General features: G+C 43.1%; 16 protein-coding genes and 2 pseudogenes. 12 read left to right on the top strand and 6 right to left on the bottom strand.

Annotated features, from left to right (window positions below):
- Nucleotides 1–62: 62 nt before the first annotated feature.
- Nucleotides 63–947, bottom strand: a complete 885-nt coding sequence (locus vsple_RS08470; protein WP_261881737.1) for a LysR family transcriptional regulator — start codon at nt 945–947, stop codon at nt 63–65.
- Nucleotides 948–1,213: 266 nt separating this feature from the next.
- Between vsple_RS08470 and vsple_RS08465 the strand changes: the two genes are divergently transcribed.
- The 7 genes from vsple_RS08465 to vsple_RS08435 all read left to right on the top strand — a co-directional run bounded on the left by vsple_RS08465 (nt 1,214) and on the right by vsple_RS08435 (nt 8,782).
- Nucleotides 1,214–1,450, top strand: a complete 237-nt coding sequence (locus vsple_RS08465) for a VPA0252 family protein (protein WP_261881736.1) — start codon at nt 1,214–1,216, stop codon at nt 1,448–1,450.
- 188 nt (nt 1,451–1,638) lie between these two features.
- Nucleotides 1,639–4,914 (top strand): mechanosensitive ion channel domain-containing protein, encoded by a 3,276-nt coding sequence (locus vsple_RS08460; RefSeq protein WP_261881735.1) that lies wholly within the window; start codon nt 1,639–1,641, stop codon nt 4,912–4,914.
- Nucleotides 4,915–5,007: 93 nt separating this feature from the next.
- Nucleotides 5,008–5,604 (top strand): hypothetical protein, encoded by a 597-nt coding sequence (locus vsple_RS08455; RefSeq protein WP_261881734.1) that lies wholly within the window; start codon nt 5,008–5,010, stop codon nt 5,602–5,604.
- Between the two features lie 114 nt (nt 5,605–5,718).
- A complete protein-coding gene (locus vsple_RS08450; RefSeq protein ID WP_261881733.1) occupies nt 5,719–6,219 on the top strand; it encodes a GNAT family N-acetyltransferase in 501 nt (166 codons plus the stop codon).
- Between the two features lie 53 nt (nt 6,220–6,272).
- The gene (locus vsple_RS08445) at nt 6,273–7,073 is read left to right on the top strand and encodes a PhzF family phenazine biosynthesis protein (protein ID WP_261881732.1); all 801 of its coding nucleotides are present in this window, start codon (nt 6,273–6,275) and stop codon (nt 7,071–7,073) included.
- A gap of 277 nt (nt 7,074–7,350) precedes the next feature.
- On the top strand, nt 7,351–8,229 hold the full coding sequence (locus vsple_RS08440; protein WP_261881731.1) for a 6-pyruvoyl trahydropterin synthase family protein: 879 nt from the start codon (nt 7,351–7,353) through the stop codon (nt 8,227–8,229).
- Nucleotides 8,230–8,449: 220 nt separating this feature from the next.
- Nucleotides 8,450–8,782: a YnfA family protein gene (locus vsple_RS08435; RefSeq protein WP_261881730.1), complete on the top strand. Its 333-nt coding sequence runs from the start codon at nt 8,450–8,452 to the stop codon at nt 8,780–8,782.
- Nucleotides 8,783–9,049: 267 nt separating this feature from the next.
- On the opposite strand, the gene vsple_RS08430 is transcribed toward vsple_RS08435, so the two are convergent.
- Entirely contained in the window at nt 9,050–10,024 is a 975-nt protein-coding gene (locus vsple_RS08430) for an integron integrase (RefSeq protein WP_261881729.1), read from the bottom strand.
- 238 nt (nt 10,025–10,262) lie between these two features.
- Between vsple_RS08430 and vsple_RS08425 the strand changes: the two genes are divergently transcribed.
- The gene (locus tag vsple_RS08425) at nt 10,263–10,592 is read left to right on the top strand and encodes a hypothetical protein (protein ID WP_043886944.1); all 330 of its coding nucleotides are present in this window, start codon (nt 10,263–10,265) and stop codon (nt 10,590–10,592) included.
- A 439-nt stretch (nt 10,593–11,031) separates the two neighbouring features.
- Here vsple_RS08425 and vsple_RS08420 read toward each other — a convergent pair whose 3' ends face one another.
- The gene (locus tag vsple_RS08420; protein WP_261881728.1) at nt 11,032–12,186 is read right to left on the bottom strand and encodes an IS110 family RNA-guided transposase; all 1,155 of its coding nucleotides are present in this window, start codon (nt 12,184–12,186) and stop codon (nt 11,032–11,034) included.
- Nucleotides 12,187–12,364: 178 nt separating this feature from the next.
- Here vsple_RS08420 and vsple_RS08415 point away from each other — a divergent pair, with 178 nt between their 5' ends.
- Nucleotides 12,365–12,655 (top strand): hypothetical protein, encoded by a 291-nt coding sequence (locus vsple_RS08415; protein WP_025634527.1) that lies wholly within the window; start codon nt 12,365–12,367, stop codon nt 12,653–12,655.
- A 143-nt stretch (nt 12,656–12,798) separates the two neighbouring features.
- Here vsple_RS08415 and vsple_RS08405 read toward each other — a convergent pair whose 3' ends face one another.
- Nucleotides 12,799–13,998: an IS4 family transposase gene (locus tag vsple_RS08405; protein ID WP_261881668.1), complete on the bottom strand. Its 1,200-nt coding sequence runs from the start codon at nt 13,996–13,998 to the stop codon at nt 12,799–12,801.
- A gap of 162 nt (nt 13,999–14,160) precedes the next feature.
- Between vsple_RS08405 and vsple_RS08400 the strand changes: the two genes are divergently transcribed.
- Both vsple_RS08400 and vsple_RS08395 read left to right on the top strand, forming a co-directional pair.
- Nucleotides 14,161–15,033: a putative phage abortive infection protein gene (locus tag vsple_RS08400; protein WP_261881727.1), complete on the top strand. Its 873-nt coding sequence runs from the start codon at nt 14,161–14,163 to the stop codon at nt 15,031–15,033.
- A 180-nt stretch (nt 15,034–15,213) separates the two neighbouring features.
- Nucleotides 15,214–16,023, top strand: a complete 810-nt coding sequence (locus vsple_RS08395) for a hypothetical protein (RefSeq protein WP_047111987.1) — start codon at nt 15,214–15,216, stop codon at nt 16,021–16,023.
- Between the two features lie 422 nt (nt 16,024–16,445).
- Here vsple_RS08395 and vsple_RS08385 read toward each other — a convergent pair.
- Nucleotides 16,446–17,599 (bottom strand): annotated as a pseudogene (locus tag vsple_RS08385) (IS110 family RNA-guided transposase).
- A gap of 139 nt (nt 17,600–17,738) precedes the next feature.
- Here vsple_RS08385 and vsple_RS08380 point away from each other — a divergent pair.
- Nucleotides 17,739–18,065, top strand: coding sequence for a hypothetical protein (locus vsple_RS08380; RefSeq protein WP_261881725.1), 327 nt, complete (start codon nt 17,739–17,741; stop codon nt 18,063–18,065).
- Nucleotides 18,066–18,087: 22 nt separating this feature from the next.
- Here vsple_RS08380 and vsple_RS08375 read toward each other — a convergent pair.
- A pseudogene (locus tag vsple_RS08375) lies at nt 18,088–18,306 on the bottom strand (IS110 family transposase); the annotation flags it as partial.
- Nucleotides 18,307–18,374: the final 68 nt, after the last annotated feature.

Below are 18,374 nucleotides of genomic sequence, written 5' to 3'. Positions count from 1 at the left end.
TTAATGTTGGTCTGTTGACCAGGTCGGGCTGTTAATGACTCAACCCCATTTAGCTCGAATGGTTATCCACGGTTCTCGGAAAGGGTCTCTTTGAGCACTCTAAATAACCATTGATTTAATGGAGATTGTTGTTGAGAGCGACGACAACTCATGACGTAATGGATCTCGATGTTCAGTGTTTGAGGCAAATGAATACTTCGACAACCTTCTGGAACGCTGCCGTTAGTTGTGACGCCAAAGTGATCTGTCTGCAGAACGATATCATGGACGTTTTGTGGGTGCGTGACTTCTGCCTTGGGTTTAAATCGAAACCCAACATTACTTAGGCGCTCGATGAGTGGGTATTTATTATCGTTCCAACCTGCGGTCTTGTGCAGAACCACAGGGTAGTCTGTTAGATTGTAAACATCAGTCGCGGGGTGGTCGTTACGAACGAAAAAGACCACAGAGCCGCGCCCAAACTCAGTTTGAGCAATAGACTGCGGAAGAGTTTCATCAAAGTAGTGTGCCGCAACCGCATCTTCACCATCAATGATTCGATTTCTAGCATTGGTATCCCAGGGGAGAAAGGATGCGGTAGCCTTGGGCGCTTCTTTTAATAGCTTCAGGTACAACTTGTCACCCAACTGCTGCCAGAAATGGTTGTTGGCATAGATCTTAACTGAACCCTGATAGGTTTCAGGAGTAAACCCTTCCGGCTTAATCAAACTCATGCTGCTAATGATGCTCTCAAAGTGCTGAATATTCGCTTCAACAAACGAGGTCGGTTCGAACCCTTGCTTAGTCTGAATAAACAGCGGGTCGTCGAGCTGGTTTTTGAGCTTCGAGAGGTTTTTGCTAATAGCGCTCGACGTTTTACCTAGAGTGTCGGCAACCAAGCCAACGTGTCGAAGTTCATACATTTTCTTCAAGACTAAGATGTTTTGAATATCAAGGTTGGTGTTCATGTCCTTCTCCGAATACGCATCCACCTGCTCATATTAATCATAAGTATTAGTCGGAAAGACAAGGGAAGGTCAAAATCTAATTTGGCAATATCATTACACACGGGGTCACGGGTTTCTTATTTGGAAATCTTGGTTTTCCTCGTGACAGCAAAGGCTTAGCGCTAAAGTCTTCTTATCGAAACGAAAGGCATCGAGATGAGAGTCACAATGGAAACAACCATTGATGTCGATACAACGAACAATAGATAAGAACAACGAGGTGATGTATGAAAAAGCTAATCGCACTAGGCCTAATGGCAATTTCAATGAACACGGCTTTTGCAGCTGACGGTAACTTCACAGGCACTATCGATATGACGCCTGCTTCACACAACCAAGTTCAATCTGAACGCATCGCACCAGAGCCAAAACTGCAAGGTCGCAACGACGCGTCTGATGGCGGAGTACGTTTTGTATCGCACGCAGATCAACATGAGCCTGTGTTAAATGGTCGTCGTGACTAGTTACTTGATGCGTGATCTGGTTGATTGAAACGTCGATCTGTTTGTCAATTCATCGTTTTACCTAGCAGCCTGCACTGAAAATGTGCGGGCTGTTCTGTTTTTAGGTAATTAATTGAATTACAAAGCAGAATTTAAAAATTTTTCCTACACTTAGGTAAGTTTCGTTTGCCTAATATAGGGAGAAAGACGTGTTCAATTGGAGGCTAACTCGACTATCAAACCTCTTGATGCTGTGGATACTGACTTTGTGTATTGCCGTGGCATCTTTAAATGTACTTGCACAGGCACTGCCTGAACTGGATTTCATCGACAGTGAAATGACTAAACTGAGTGCTGAAAATCCCACTAATGAAGTGCTCATTGGTCAATATGAGACTCTGAAAGCGAGGCTGGAGAGTTTTGATGAAAAGCGTGACGAGCGCGACGAATATCTCAAAGCCATCACTCAGTTTCCTGTTCAACGTGAGCGACTGATCAAAAGTATCAATGATGTTGAATCGCTGGATATCTTCAAAACGGATCGGCTCGTTAAGTTCAGTGATCTTTCTCAATCCATAGCATCGCTACAAGCGGCTCTCGTGGAGTGGCGAACCTCATATCAAACGAAATCTGAGCAGCTGAAACAACTTGGTACTGCTCGAACGGAGTTGCCGCGCGATTTGGCTCAGCTAGATAGGCAGATCGAAAAAGCGACTTTAGATAAGAGCGATAATGGAGAGGCGATGGCTCAATGGCTGGAGTTGAGCAATTTGACCAGTTTAAAGTTGGATCGTGAAGTGCTTGCGGCTCAGTTACAAAGTTTAGATGAACGCACGGAAATTGTTCGTCTAGAGCGCCAGCTACTCGATCGTAAGATCAAACTAGCAACCCCTCTCGTTATTAATCTTCAAGAGCGGCTGACTCAAGTCGAGCAAGCCTCAGTACGTGAGCTTATTGATCAAACTAATAAATTGAGAGAGCAAAGAGACAGCTTAACTCTGCCTGATCAGGAAAGGTTGGATCGATTGACGGCTTTCGCTGCAGAGTTGGAGCAAGTTCTGGTTGAGATAGATCAAGCGAGAGTCACGGTACATGAGATCGATTCGCAGCGTAGAAGCCTAACCAGCGAGCTACGGTTAATTAAAGATAATCTAAATTGGCTACGCGATAGCACCGCTTTTGGTGACTCTATTCGAGCGCAATTGCAACGCTTGCCTACTGTGGACGATAGCAGTGAGATCCCGAATAGTATTGCTCATGCCCATATCAGAAAATATGAGATAGGGCAGACCATAAGTGACTTTGCTGTGACGAGTTCAGTGGTCAAAATTCAGCAAACGACAGAGCCTGTTGACGAGTTAGGACAACTGACACAATTAGTCTTAAAACAGCTTACGGATAGTTACGACAAACTGATCGTCGCCCTTAGCAAGCTTCAAACGTCTAAAAGCCAATATGTAATAGAAGTGAATGGTGCGCGCACTTTTTTACAACAGCAGCAACTTTGGAGTCGTAGTAATGTTCCGTTGTGGCAACACCTCACCAGCCTTGATCGTGACGTGTGGTTTGGAGACCAACGTCCGTTTATCGAGAGGCTTAATCAACTCACTAAAGAACAGCTGATTAGTATCGGAGCTTTAGTCGCGTTGTATAGTGCAACATTGTTTGTTCTGTATAGCCGTTTCTCCAAACGAGCGGTTGATCGCAGATTGGCGTATCAGAAAATATTTGGGCATCCACTCAAAGATAAATTCCGGTTTACTCTTATCTTGTTTTTAATGGCCGCGCTACGGGCAATAGCTTTGCCGCTGTGGTTTGGAATCACGGCGTATATCGTGCATTGGCTGTGGCCGATTTCGAGCTCAGAAGAGATTAAAACCACGACTGTTGCCGCGATGACCGGGCTGTTTGTGGTTGAGGTGATATTTTCACTGAGCTCTCCTAAAGGCGTGCTCGATCTGCACCTCAGTTGGCCGAGCTATATTTGCGAGTATTTACACTTGGGGGCTAAGCGTGTCCGCTGGCCATTAACTCTGTTGTTAGTTGCAATTTACGTCGCGGAACTGGCTGCTGGTGCAAAAGAGGCGGAGGTTTCTCGCGTTCTGTTCTTGGTACTCATAGCGTCAATGTTGGCGGTATACAGCTCTTTACTCAAGAAACAGCACCTTCCTTCGACATTCCCGTCGCCCTTTAATCAAGGCCTATCTCTGTTCGTGATTCGTGCTGTGGTATTAGGTTCGTTTGTCGGAGTGCTCGCAATGGCGATTGTGGGCTTGTATGTCGCGTCGTGGGTGCTGTTTATCTATCAGCAGTTGACTATTTTCGTGATTTTGGGTGGTTTGTTCGCCTATCAACTTGCTGAGCGTTTCCTTAAACTTGAACATCGCCAACTGACCTATCAGCGATTGTTAGAGCGCCGAGAAGAGTTAATTGCTCAGCAGCAAGAGCAAGCAGACGAACCGCCAGAATTAGCTGAGCTGCGAGAGTCAATACCGGATGTTGAAGAGCAAGCTTTAGGCAGTGAACAAGTTAGTGAACAGTCGATTACCTTGCTTAGAGGGCTGTCATTAATTGGACTCGTGATTGCATTATTAACCTTGTGGGCGAGCGCCTTAGAGATGACAAGTCAACTTGACAATGTTGTGGTTTGGCAGGTGAGCGAAGCCACCGATTCGGGTTCAAGGTTAGTAGACATTACCATTCAATCTCTGATTTATGCGGTGATTACGCTATTGGTGACTATGGTTGGGGTTCGCAATTTACCTGGTGTGTTAGAACTGCTTATTTTAAGGCGCTTAAGTCTTGCACCGGGCTCCGGTTATGCCATCACTACACTGCTTAGATATTTGATTTTGGTCGGAGGTGTGCTTACCGTGTTTGCGATGCTAGGCTTCCAATGGTCTCGTTTGCAGTGGTTAGTTGCCGCTTTCGGTGTCGGTTTAGGTTTTGGTTTACAAGAAATTTTTGCCAACTTTATCTCTGGTTTGATCCTTCTGTTCGAGCGGCCAATTCGGATTGGTGATATTGTGACGATCAATGAATTGTCAGGAACAGTCAGTAAGATACAGACCCGTGCAACGACGATCATCGATTGGGATAACAAAGAGATAGTTGTCCCGAATAAAGTGTTCATTACCGAGAAGTTGATCAACTGGTCGTTGACCGATCCAGTCACCCGTGTCGTGATCCCAATTGGTGTCGCGTATGGTACGGATGTCGAAAAAGTGGAATCACTGCTATATCAAATCGCAAGTGACAATCCACTGGTTCTTGAAGAACCATCCCCATATGTGGTGTTCCTTGCCTTTGGTGCCAGCAGTCTAGACTTTGAACTGCGTGTACACATCCCTGCGATTGAACACCGTTTGAGGACGATTCACTTGATTAACAAGAACATTGATAAGCTATTTAAAGAAAACAACATCGAGATTGCTTTCCCTCAAATGGATATTCATGTTCGTGATTGGCCGGAAAAGCCGAATTAATCTAACTGTGTTTTGAAGGTGAAGGTTGCTGGCTCTAATGAGGTGGCAATCTTCTTTATTGTGCATTGCTTATAAAAGGAGATTAATCAGCCCATGTTTGACCCCATTGAGATGGAATTAGACGAACTCAACATTGCGATATACGCGCCAAACAATCAATTCTCTACAGATGTTAATCTCTTGTCGGAATCCGAACTAACAGAACCTGTGTTGAACAGTAAAAAACTGGACGCGTTATTTGTTTCTTCTAATGACCTTAACCAGTCCAAACACCTGATTGAGCTATGCCAGATCTCAGATACTTTGTTGTTGGTGTTTGATAACCCCTCTAATGATATGAGTGCTGTGTCTCGGGTTATTGAGAACTTAATCGCAAAGCTGCAATCACATGAAATGCCGAATAACCTCGATGTTGTCGACCTACGCAGCTTGTCCGAAAGCAGTGATTTTCTTTTTGCTTTTGATAGCCACAGTTCAGCGTGTGACTTTCTCGATGTACAGAACCTAGGAAAAGTAGTTGGTGGCGTTCACCTCGCTCATAGAGTTACCGAGTTATCACAATACGAAAATGCGACCAATCAGCTTCTAGATCGATTTCCTGATACTGCATACCTGTGTGCCAGCATTTACAGTGATGGTGTCGGTGAGTCTACAACGGTAATAGGTATTAAATCAGCACCGTCTAGATAGTGATCAGTTGAGTCTGTTCGCGAGAAAAAATATCGCATATTCAATTCATTAGATTGCTGTAGCCATGTAACTGATGTACAACAAGCCTCTTGATAATAATAAGAGAGTAATTGCATGACCCTAGTAGTTAGACAAGTCAACGTTGAAGATGCGCAAGGCATTACTGAAGTGCTCAATCCGATTATCGAAGAAGGTCTGTATACCATTCTCGATACCACTTTTTCTGTCGAAGAAGAGAAGAGCTTTATCGTAAATTTCCCCAAACAAGGCGTGTTTACGGTTGCGGTAGACAAGGATAGCGATAAAGTTATCGCCTTTCAGAATATTGAACCTTTTGCCTCATACACCAAAGCCTTTGATCATGTGGGTATTATTGGAACCTTCGTGGATAGCGAAAGCCGTGGTAAAGGTGTTTCAAAGCAACTATTCCAATCGACTTTCGAAGTGGCGAAGCAAAAAGGCTATGAAAAGCTGTTTGCTTATGTGCGTGCTGACAACGAACGTGCATTAGCCGCATATATACGCCAAGGCTTTGAAGTGGTGGGCACAGCCAAAAAACACGCAAAAGTAGGCGATGTTTACATTGATGAGGTCTTGATAGAGAAGTTCTTGTAAGTCTCGTCATTGCCAAAAATAGAAGTAAACCGTTTCAAGGAAAAGAAGGTTACATGAATCTAGATATTTACCAAGTCGATGCTTTTACCTCGGCACCTTTTAAAGGTAACCCTGCCGGTGTTTGTATTACCGAACAGCCATTAAGTGAAGATTTGATGTTTGCTATCGCGCAAGAAATGGCGGTATCAGAAACGGCATTTCTTACATTACATGATATGAACCTGCGTTGGTTTACGCCTGAGATTGAAGTGAAGTTGTGCGGTCACGGCACACTCGCTATGACCCATGTTTTAGTTGAGCGTGGAGATTTGCGTGTAGGAGAACAAGTCACTTTTGACACCTTATCAGGCCCATTGACAGCAGCTGTGCTGGAAGATGGTATAGAGCTGGACTTCCCGCAAACTCAACTTCAGCTCGACTTAGAGATCAACGAACCGTTAGCCGCAGCACTAGGCATTAAAGTTCAAGACATTGAAGCTTATGGCGAGTTTGATTCTAAGGTCTTTATCCGACTCCCAAGTGAAAGGGCAGTGCTCGATCTAACACCTAATTTCGACGCAATGAAGCAACTTCAAGGGCGAGGAGTTGTAGTTACAGCGCTATCAAATGACGAGAACTTAGATTTTATCTCGCGTTACTTTGCCCCTTGGGTTGGGGTAAATGAAGATCCAGTAACAGGTTCAGCCCACTGTGCCTCAGGTCAATTCTGGAGCGAGAAGTTGGGTAAAAATTCATTGAGGGCTTATCAAGCATCCAAGCGAGGCGGTGATGTTAGCGTAGAAGTGCTATCTAATCATCGCATTAAGCTTAAAGGGAGCGCGAAGACGGTGATCAAAGGCGCAATGAGCGTTTAACTATTATCGCGTCAATGCTGTAAATCCTCACTGAAAGTAGCGATAAAATGCGAGATTGTGCTCATTTGCAGACGCTGGACTAGGCTTCAATCGACACATTGTTGAAAATCGTACAGAGATTGGCCTTTTCTAATGAGAGGCGCGTTAAAAAGGTGGACTTTACCAAGCGGTTGTACCATCCTGCGTCTCCAATTTCATTCAACCTAAGCAATGAGACGAAGTGTCTGCTGAAAAGTTAATCAGCCTCCCGTATCTCATTAATAGTAAGGAGTTCAACTTGAACCTATTTGTAAGAGATCTTACCGTTATCGATTCTTCATACATCTGTGAACGCAGAGGAGTCGTGGGAGATAGTTGGATTTTAGATGTGATCATGTCTGGCGAGCTCAATGAAATGAGCATGGTGCTAGATTTCGGCAGGGTAAAAAAGCAGATCAAACACCTTGTTGATGAGTATGTTGACCATCGCTTGCTGGTGCCAATGAAAAATCCATCCATCATTCACAACGCGACCAAACCGGGCTACTCAACGCTTGACGTAATGCGTGGTGATAAGAGCATTCACCTGCAATGCCCAGATGAAGCGTACTGCTTGATTGATGCTGAAGCGATCACCATCGAAAGTATCACAGCACATGTCTACGATATTCTGCGTGATAATCTACCGAGTAATGTTTCTGGTCTAGAAATCACCCTTCGCCACGAGAAGATTGACGGTGCGTTTTACCACTACACTCACGGCCTTAAGAAACATGACGGCAACTGCCAACGTATTGCTCATGGTCACCGTTCACCTGTTGAAATTCTGGTTGACGGTGCAAGAGATGCAGAGCGAGAAAAGGCTTTTGCAAAACGCTGGGAAGATATCTACCTCGGTTCACAAGAAGATGTGACAACGCTAGACGCGCTTAACCTGAGTGAGCATGCACAAGCTGTAACAGATGAAAGCCACTATGCTTTCCGTTACACAGCTCCGCAAGGTGAGTTCGAGCTAGCCATTGCTAAGAGCGAAACTGAAATCTTACCAACGGACACAACGGTTGAGTTACTGGCGGGCTATATTGCTGACCAAGTAAAGCCAAGTCTCAACGATAGTCAGTCTCTTCAGATTGTCGCTTACGAAGGTGTAGGCAAAGGCGCAATGGCCTCTCGCTAAACTACTTTAAAAACTTTCGATGCACTGGTAATGCAAACGCAAACCAGTGCATTTTTGTTTTCAGATGCTATTTTATTAGTTGTTTTAATTTACCAGTTACTGAGAATAAGTAGAGTTTACTCTTTATAAAGATGCTTGAACCAAGTCGGTTCGGATAAAAGCGATAGTGGAAATTGGGTGAAGCGTACAATAGTGCCTACAGAAGAAATAGGAAATTAACTTGTTAGAATCGAAGACGATAGGGCTTTTCTTTGTCACAGCTATTGCCGAGATATTGGGGTGTTACCTACCTTATTTATGGTTAAAAGAAGACAAATCGATATGGCTCTTGGTGCCGGCCGCTATGTCTCTCGCTCTCTTTGCTTGGTTGCTATCTTTACACCCAACGGCTGCAGGCAGAGTTTATGCGGCTTACGGTGGTGTCTATATATTTGTCGCAATTTTATGGTTGTGGGCTGTGGATGGGATTCGTCCGACGTTATGGGATGTTGTCGGCGCATGCGTAGCTATGTTAGGTATGGCGATTATTATGTTCGCGCCAAGAGATGTTTAGTAAAGTGATGTTGATATGATGGGTTTAGGGAATGTAATCCAACCTAGATACTAACAACTTGCATGGTCACGCAAAGTGTACTCTTTTAGAAAGCTCGAAGTAGAGAGTAGTAAGTCTGCAATCCACTGTTTTAAATATGTGTTTGTTAGATATCCAGTTATTGAGTTTTGAGTATGACTAAACATCTCAGCCACGGAGCAGGCGATCGTGCCTTGTTTCGTAATTATGAAGTCATTTTAGAATTCGGAATCCGAATTTCATCTGTTGTTATTTTACAAATATTCTTGATAGTGGGCTAACAACGCCATTGGCGCCTCTATCAATGATGTGAGTATAGATTTGCGTTGTCTTCAAATCTGTGTGCCCTAGTTGTTCTTGAACGGTTCTGATATCCGCTCCGCTTTGAAGAAGGTGCGTAGCGAATGAGTGCCTTAAAGTATGACACGAGATATTTTTCTCAATGTTGGCTTTTTGGCCTGCTATCTTAATGTGCTTTTGAAGCGCTGTGGGGTGAATATGGTGCCTACGTAGCTCGCCTGTTTGTAAATCTGGTGACAAACGATTAGAGGGAAAGAGAAATTGCCAATTTAGGCTCCTTTCTGCGTTTGGGTATTTTCTAGCGAGAGCTTCAGGAATATATACGCCAGAAAAAACCGGATCATTCATATCTTGATGATAGTAACTTGCGGATTTTTGTTGCTGTTGTTTGATAGCGGGAAATAGCTCTGGTGCTATTGTAACTATGCGGTTTTTGCCTCCTTTCCCTTGCCATACTCGCACTAAGTTATATTCATAATCAATATCTTGTATACGTAAGCGCAGACATTCCATTAAACGCAGCCCTGATCCATACATTAGTTGATAAGGTAATTTGTAGTTAGGTGAACAGTGATTGAATAGCCTTCCAGTTTCTTCTGGAGTCATGACTGTTGGCAATTTTCTTGATTTATCTGAACGCCGAAATTGCATATCAAGTTCTACGGGTTTTTGAATAATTTCTTTGTATAAAAAAACTAATGCATTGAGGGCCAGACTTTGTGTTTTCCTCGCTGACTTTTTGTTGACAACGAGGTGCGTTAGGAAATCTTCTACATGCCTGGAATTCAAGTTTTTAGGGTGCTTTTTATCATGATAAAGAATGTATTGGTGAATCCAATAAATGTAAGCCTCCGTTGTGCGAAGGGCATAGTGTCGTCCAAGCATATATTCTTGTATATACGATAAAAATGGTGATTTTTTCATTAAGCTATAACTGGTTATACATACATGTTCTTCAGTTTGGCACATCAATTCATGCTATATAGAAAAATTCTGCATTTTGGGATGTGGGGAGGGGGTTGTAGGTCTTAAGTTACTGTTAGTTTGCATAAAAACGGGGTATCGTTTATGGCATTAAGATACTAGACAGAATAATTCTGTATTTAAGTGCAGAATTATTCTGTCTAATATAGCTGTTATGTACACAATATGGATAGTGAAAATGGATGAGAAAGTACTAATAGCTTTTGGTGTTTGGGGAGGTGTTTCACTCCTCGGTTTTGTGTTGTTCTATATAAATAAAAATGCACAGTTTAAGAGGAAATACTATCCATTATTCTCTGTCGTGACAGGGGCTTTATTTTTGTTCATTGTACACTTGCAGGGCTTTGTTAATCATCAATTCTGGATTGTAATTGTTCCCATTGTATCTCTAATAACTTTTATGAATATACGTGGCGCTAAGTTTTGCGACAACTGTGGGAAATCAAACTTTGGGCAATCATTAAAAGATAGAAAAATCGAATGCCAAAAATGTGGGCATACTATTTGAGTAATGTGAACATAACAAGGCGTTTAAGGCGGATTCACAACGCTTGGCGATTTTGGTTCATGTCAGCTTAAGTGTATAAGGTACAATGGGTTAAGTTTGGTGGTTGGCGTTGTTCACCACTTAACGCGGCGTTGATATGACCCCCACTGTCAATAAGAGCGTAGAAGTTTCTGCTCCCGCATTTATAGAGCCTTTCTTGTTATTTAGGGGATAGTGTTATCACATAGATGAAGCAAGTAATGTCGTCGGTTCTCATGCTGATATACGTGGATTGCTCATCGTTTGATGAGTAGAGCCTACCTTACTTGTTCCGTCGTAGCACCTGTCTTCAGTCTATGCTCGTGGTTCAATATAGCCGAAGCTATATTGCCGTCCTAACGCCGTCGGTGTTTGTGCCACTCCCGATGCTTTATCCAATGCGATAACACTAATTCTTTCTTCATGCCGGTAAACGAGCGATTCGTGTTTTAGGATCTACGTCGCTGATGACAACTTCACGAGCAATCGCCCAGATGTAGGCGATCATCTCTCTTGCAATGGCGACAACAACGACATTTCGGTGTTTACCTTTTTGCAGTAGCCGTTGGTAACGACGACATAACCTTTGCTGGGCTTGCCAAGCAATATCGACGATCTCTTTAGGTAGTCCTTCTTGCCTTAGTTGAAGCTCTACGGAGATGTTCGCTTTGTGTTTATAGGTATGTGCGCCTTCAACGAGCAACCGTCTAGCCCGACTGTTACCACACTTTGTCAGACTGCCGCGGCGAGTTTTACCTCCACTAGAGTTTTCTGTTGGTACAAGTCCAAGGTAAGCCATAAGTTTTCTTGGATGGTCGAACCGTCGTAGGTCACCCAGTTCAGCTATTGTGCCGAGAGCTACGAGTAACCTCACTCCACGCATAGCTTGTATGGCTTTCACTACAGGATAATATCGCCAGTTTTTAACCTGATGGAGCAGTTCGTTGTCGAGTCGTTGAAGGCGTTGTATGCGTTCATTGATAGTGATGATCATCTCTTGTAAGACGATTTGTTGACTATGGTGAGGAAGAATGAGGTCGGTCAGCCACCGTAGATGCTTTTTAGACCAGTTATCATTCACCGTAGCTTGGATATTATTGCGAAGAAGAAAGCCTTTGAGTTGGAACTTTGCGTCTTTGAGATCTTTCATGGCCGTTTCTCTGGCACGTGAGAGGTCTCGAATGGCTTCATCCTCGGCTTCCGGTACATAGATGGGTGTAAGCTCTTCGGCTTTTAACAACTTCGTGAGCTTCACTGCATCTCGCTTGTCAGTTTTAACTCGATCACCAGGCTTCTTAGGTATCAACGATGGAGCGACGACATAGCAGCAGTGTCCAAGGCTCGTAATCAAGCGATAAGTCCAGTAACCACATGGCCCCGCTTCATAGACAAAGTGCAGAGTCGCTTTGGGATACTTGGATTGCAGTTGTTTGGCCAATTTAATTAGTGCAGACTTATTGGATTTAATGCGGCCTAACTGTTGTGGGTTTGCCCCTCGATGTTCTTGTAAAACAGCGACTTGAATAAATGACTTATGCGTATCTAAGCCAATGAAAATTATGCTATCTTTACTCATGCTAGCCTCCAAATTTAGTTGTTTGACGCACTAATTATGGCTCTGGCTTTTAGCTAACCCACGATATTGGAGGCTAGCACCTCGTGGGGGTCATTATGTCTATGCGCAATTGATCTCATACGTATCTAGTTCTTTAGTTTATTCTCTTCTTTGGTTTATTACACAAAGAGGAAAGGACATGATCCAAACGTTAATGGATGCTATTGATGAGCGTCTTGAAATTCGTTTTACCTACAGCGGTTACGACCGAGTTGCACAGCCTGCTGCAATTGGGGAATCAAGAAAAGGCAATGTAGTTTTGCGTTGCTATCAAACAGAAGGCGGTCATGTTACCCCAGGTCATGAATGGGATTTATGTATCGTGGATGACATATCTAGCTTAACTGTTACTAATGATGTGTTTGAAGATAATCCGCCGGGGTACAAGAAAGGTGATAAACATATGCGTGAGATATATGCTGAGTTGTAGGCTCGTTTGCGCATAACAAACTGTTTAAGAGTGATTCGCAACGCATGGCATTTTTACTATGCGTTGCGTTTATTGTTTAAGGTGGTATGCGGAAGCATAGGTATAGCGTTGCTCACACCTTAACAGGGCGCTGGCGGATCCCCTCATAATTCTCCCAACCCACAAGTATGCGTTAGGCGCTGATATTCCACCATTGCCCATTGATATTGGGACTCTTGTATTCGGTATCTTCTATGACAACGAACTTCCTTACCAAGCCTTGGAATGGAGAGTACCCGACGATGCTTGATGGTGTTGGCTTGAAAGTCATAATGCCATTTCGCTTGCATGGCGATTAAGCCATTCCACCACATGATGATTTCGGCCATCAATGCCATAAGCAATAAGATATCAATGCGCTTGGTGCAACGTGTTCGATTATGGCGGAGCGCCAATCCGTAGGCTGGGCTTTTTAGATCTCGGAATGACTCTTCAATTTGCATTCTTTTGGCGTATAAACGGGTTACTTTAATGCCGTTAAGCACATGGTTGGGGATATTAGTGACCAGAAGCCAGGGCTCTTTTGTTCCTTTATGGAACACTTTTCCTGCCGAGTGTTTTTGGCACGTTCGGCTGTGCCGATGGGCCTTTCTGCCTTTGGGATGACTCTTATATAAGTAAGCAAAGCACTTAAGCGGTGAGCGTTTAGCCAGTTGGCTTTCCCCTAAAAACTGCGGCTTATCTGTTGCTTGAGGGTAAAACGTTTTATTCCATTGCCATGAGTCTTCGCCACACTTAATCGAGACTTCACCACGTACACGTCCAACCCAGAACCAACCTTTGTTGGTGACTTGTCGAAACCAAGTATTTCTAAAGCCTGCGTCGGAAACAATGATAGGTGTGCAACCTTCTGGGAGTAAAGACTGCAGCTTATCGAGAAAGTGTTGGTGGCTATTGGGTGAGTTATAGTTTTTGTACTCAAATGCCTGCTCATAAAGCGTGACGGCACGACCTTTAACAGACACTGAAGCGCGTAATGTCATATAGCGCAGTTGCTCTCGAACATCCGACCAATCAACCAGAACCACGGGAAAAGGATTGGCACGGGTAATGAAGGAGGCATGCCATTTATATATGGACTCTTTTTCACGGTGTAGATTGCTATTACCAAGTAATCGGTCGATACGTTTGATAGCATGTTTCACTGTGGTATCAGTGTCGAGAGCTCTTCCAATTTTGGTGAGTGTTAGTTCAGAGCCATCAAGAACCGTTTTGGTTGCAAGTATCAGAGAACTAAGTCGTTTTTTGTGAATTTCGGGGCATTGATTCTCAATCGTTTGCTGTAGAATTTGAATGTCGCGCATCGTTAGGGCTCCCTATTAAATCCATTTGTTCAGGTGTGTTTTTGGCGAAATTCATTAGATCAGAATGAGCGATGTGCGTCTACTCATTGTTTTATATAGAAATTATGAGGGGATTCGTAAGAACAGGGCGTTAAGTGTTTCTTGATTTTTAGAGATTGAAATATGTTTGAAAGTATAAAAAAAGCTCACGCTAAGTTTACATTGCTAGCTTACCGAAGATTTGTGGAATTTGTCGGGATTTCAGGCGGTGGAGTTACTAAAAGCTTATTTAAACTATTTGTTTTTGCATGTTATGCCGTTCTAACGGTTTTCTTGGTCAATCTCTTCGCTATAGGTAAAAGTTCATTTGGTGAATGGGGTGACTTTTTTGGGGGAGTGCTTAATCCAATATTGACGTTTCTTACGTTTATGGGGTTGCTATTAACGATAGTTTTGCAGAATCGAGAGCTTAGAGAAACTCGTGCAGAAGCCAAAAGGACAGCTGATGCGCTAGTCAGGCAGAATAAAGTAACTGATAAACAGTCATTCGAACAAACTCTATTCAATATGTTATCATTTCATCAACAGATACTAGGGGCTATTGATATTTATAACAAAGAGTCCAAACAAACCACACTTGGTCGAGATTGTATTAACGTATTTTTCGAAAGGTACAAGAAAGTAGCTGAGAATGTAGGAGTAGGAAGAGGTTATCAATATACAGACGAAACTTCTGAAACTTATAGGCTTGATAGAGCGTGGGGCAGTTTTTGGGGGGCACACAAGAGTGAGTTAGGGCATTACTTTAGATTCCTCTACAATATTATTAGGTTTATTGACGACGCTAATGTGGAGAAAACTACTTACATTAGAATTGTTCGCTCACAACTATCAGATCAAGAACTAGCTTTGCTATTTTACAATTGTCTTTCCGAGCATGGTCGAGAGAAGTTCAAACCTCTAGCTGAACGATATGCACTTTTTGACAACTTACCGCAAACAATGCTTTTGAGAAAAGAACATTTAAACTTGTACAAGCAATCTGCATACGAATGAAACACTTAACAAAGCATTTAAGAGTGATTCGCAACGCTTGGCAGTTTCGCTTCGCTCAAGTATAGCCAAGCGCCGCTCACACCTTAATACGGCGTTAGGGCTCTCGTCATCATATTCAACAGATGGAAAGTAATGATATAATTATGGTTTTCCGCTAAACAGTTTATACGGGTGACATCATTGAGTATTAAAGAAAAGCTCAAGTTCCTCAAATCGAATGAGCACAATATCTACGTAATTCATTATTCGTGCGAAAACCTCAACGACAACAATGAAAACATCTCCCCTCGTGTAACCTCAATCGCGGTGTTGCATCTTCAAAGCCATACCATGCATAGTTTTTCAATCCATTTAGTGGCTGAAAAAAAGCACATTGGTAGAGATGAAATTGCAGACAACTACAATGAATTAGAAAAGCAAATGTTGGCTGATTTTTACTCTTTTGTGCGTGATAACAATGGAGCATTGTGGTTACATTGGAATATGTCCAATATCAATTATGGTTTTGAGGCGCTGTCACACCGATATGAAGTTCTATCAGGTGAAAGAGGTGTCAGAATCCAAGATGCAAGCAAGCACAATTTGTCTAGCCTGATTATTGAAAAGTATGGCAAAGACAGTATTGCTCACCCAAGGATGAAAACTCTTCAAAACTTAAACGATGGCAACCATCGAGATAACCTAAGTGGTGAAGAAGAGGTTAAAGCTTTTGAAGACAAAGAGTTTGTAAGGCTCCATAAGTCAACAATGTCAAAGGTTTACTGGTTTCAATCGATGTATTTCTTACTACAGAGAGGTAAGGTAAAAGTATCTAACTATAACTTGTCTCAAAAGCTTAACAACCATATGGAGAAGCCAGTGGTGAAACTTTTGAGTTTTTTGGCTGTTATTTTTACGCTTGCACAAGCAGGGCAGCTAGCCTACGCAAAATATAGTACTTCGCAAGATAGTGAAGTGTCTAAGATCGAGCAGCCTGTTAAAAAGCCCTAACAAACTGTTTAAGAGTGATTCGCAACGCGTGGCATTTTTACTATGCGTTGCGTTTAGTGTTTCAGGTATTATGCGGCGGCATCAGTATTGCGTTGCTCACACCTTAACAGGGCGTTGATATGACCCCCACTGTCAATAAGAGCGTAGAAGTTTCTGCTCCCGCATTTATAGAGCCTTTCTTGTTATTTAGGGGATAGTGTTATCACATAGATGAAGCAAGTAATGTCGTCGGTTCTCATGCTGATATACGTGGATTGCTCATCGTTTGATGAGTAGAGCCTACCTTACTTGTTCCGTCGTAGCACCTGTCTTCAGTCTATGCTCGTGGTTCAATATAGCCGAAGCTATATTGCCGTCCTAACGCCGTCGGTGTTTGTGCCACTCCCGATGCTTTATCCAATGCGATAACACTAATTCTTTCTTCATGCCGGTAAACGAGCGATTCGTGTTTTAGGATCTACGTCGCTGATGACAACTTCACGCGCAATCGCCCAGATGTAGGCGATCATCTCTCTTGCAATGGCGACAACAACGACATTTCGGTGTTTACCTTTTTGCAGCAGTCGTTGGTAACGACGACATAACCTTTGCTGGGCTTGCCAAGCGATATCGATGATCTCTTTAGGCAGTCCTTCTTGCCTTAGTTGAAGCTCTACAGAGATGTTCGCTTTGTGCTTATAGGTATGTGCGCCTTCAACGAGCAACCGTCTAGCCCGACTGTTACCACACTTTGTCAGACTGCCGCGGCGAGTTTACCTCCACTAGAGTTTTCTGTTGGTACAAGTCCAAGGTAAGCCATAAGTTTTCTTGGATGGTCGAACCGTCGTAGGTCACCCAGTTCAGCTATTGTGCCGAGAGCTACGAGTAACCTCACTCCACGCATAGCTTGTATGGCTTTCACTACAGGATAATATCGCCAGTTTTTAACCTGATGGAGCAGTTCGTTGTCGAGTCGTTGAAGGCGTTGTATGCGTTCATTGATAGTGATGATCATCTCTTGTAAGACGATTTGTTGACTATGGTGAGGAAGAATGAGGTCGGTCAGCCACCGTAGATGCTTTTTAGACCAGTTATCATTCACCGTAGCTTGGATATTATTGCGAAGAAGAAAGCCTTTGAGTTGGAACTTTGCGTCTTTGAGATCTTTCATGGCCGTTTCTCTGGCACGTGAGAGGTCTCGAATGGCTTCATCCTCGGCTTCCGGTACATAGATGGGTGTAAGCTCTTCGGCTTTTAACAACTTCGCGAGCTTCACTGCATCTCGCTTGTCAGTTTTAACTCGATCACCAGGCTTCTTAGGTATCAACGATGGAGCGACGACATAACAGCAGTGTCCAAGGCTCGTAATCAAGCGATAAGTCCAGTAACCACATGGCCCCGCTTCATAGACAAAGTGCAGAGTCGCTTTGGGATACTTGGATTGCAGTTGTTTGGCCAATTTAATTAGTGCGGACTTATTGGATTTAATGCGGCCTAACTGTTGTGGGTTTGCCCCTCGATGTTCTTGTAAAACAGCGACTTGAATAAATGACTTATGCGTATCTAAGCCAATGAAAATTATGCTATCTTTACTCATGCTAGCCTCCAAATTTAGTTGTTTGACGCACTAATTATGGCTCTGGCTTTTAGCTAACCCACGATATTGGAGGCTAGCACCTCATGGGGGTCATTATGTCTATGCTCTATGCTGAAAATGGAACTTTATGGAGGCTGAAATGAATATCAAAGAGTCTGATTGGAAAGTCTTTTGCGAGATCAAAAAGGAAGCTATTCAGTTGTATTGCACAAGGCAACTGACGGAAGTTATTAATACTATTACTGACGAGTCAGAGTTAGCAGGGGAAAGATTTCATTTCATGTGCCAGTTTTCCAAAGCATCTGAAAAGCAAATGAAGCTTATCTTTGATGGTCACTCTAGAAGTAAGGCATTTATGCAACTCATGCTTATGTGTGAAGAAAACTTGGTAACACAAGAACAATTTGAACGCCTTTCTGATGAAATCAAACAAGACATTTTGGAGCTAATTGGAAGACGAGCATAACAAGAGACTATGGCGTCAATAGTTAATTTTTGGCGCTATCCTTATCCCACATAACACCATCTCTTAGCATCGAATTTAAGATCACAACCATCTTTCTCATGCAGGTAACTATCGCTACTTTTTTTGGTTTTCCTGCCGCAAGTAATCGTTCATAAGTCGTCTTAAAAACAGGGTTACATTGGATGGCAGATATCATTGCCATGTATAAAACTGTGCGAACTTGAGCACGACCGCCTTGGATCATTTAAGAGCGATTCGCAACGCGTGGCATTTTCACTATGCGTTGCGTTCAGTGTTTAAGGTGGTATG

This window comes from Vibrio pelagius, from assembly GCF_024347575.1.
Classification (GTDB): domain Bacteria; phylum Pseudomonadota; class Gammaproteobacteria; order Enterobacterales; family Vibrionaceae; genus Vibrio; species Vibrio pelagius.
Note: the sequence above shows the minus strand (reverse complement) of the source record. Positions and strands in the feature narration are given on the sequence as shown.

Excerpts from the sequence above, each read along its gene's own strand:
- vsple_RS08470 (WP_261881737.1), bottom strand. The coding sequence starts at position 947 with ATGAACACCAACCTTGATATTCAAAACATCTTAGTCTTGAAGAAAATG.
- vsple_RS08465 (WP_261881736.1), top strand. The coding sequence starts at position 1,214 with ATGAAAAAGCTAATCGCACTAGGCCTAATGGCAATTTCAATGAACACG.
- vsple_RS08455 (WP_261881734.1), top strand. The coding sequence starts at position 5,008 with ATGTTTGACCCCATTGAGATGGAATTAGACGAACTCAACATTGCGATA.
- vsple_RS08450 (WP_261881733.1), top strand. The coding sequence starts at position 5,719 with ATGACCCTAGTAGTTAGACAAGTCAACGTTGAAGATGCGCAAGGCATT.
- vsple_RS08445 (WP_261881732.1), top strand. The coding sequence starts at position 6,273 with ATGAATCTAGATATTTACCAAGTCGATGCTTTTACCTCGGCACCTTTT.
- vsple_RS08430 (WP_261881729.1), bottom strand. The coding sequence starts at position 10,024 with ATGAAAAAATCACCATTTTTATCGTATATACAAGAATATATGCTTGGA.
- vsple_RS08425 (WP_043886944.1), top strand. The coding sequence starts at position 10,263 with ATGGATGAGAAAGTACTAATAGCTTTTGGTGTTTGGGGAGGTGTTTCA.
- vsple_RS08420 (WP_261881728.1), bottom strand. The coding sequence starts at position 12,186 with ATGAGTAAAGATAGCATAATTTTCATTGGCTTAGATACGCATAAGTCA.
- vsple_RS08415 (WP_025634527.1), top strand. The coding sequence starts at position 12,365 with ATGATCCAAACGTTAATGGATGCTATTGATGAGCGTCTTGAAATTCGT.
- vsple_RS08405 (WP_261881668.1), bottom strand. The coding sequence starts at position 13,998 with ATGCGCGACATTCAAATTCTACAGCAAACGATTGAGAATCAATGCCCC.
- vsple_RS08400 (WP_261881727.1), top strand. The coding sequence starts at position 14,161 with ATGTTTGAAAGTATAAAAAAAGCTCACGCTAAGTTTACATTGCTAGCT.
- vsple_RS08380 (WP_261881725.1), top strand. The coding sequence starts at position 17,739 with ATGAATATCAAAGAGTCTGATTGGAAAGTCTTTTGCGAGATCAAAAAG.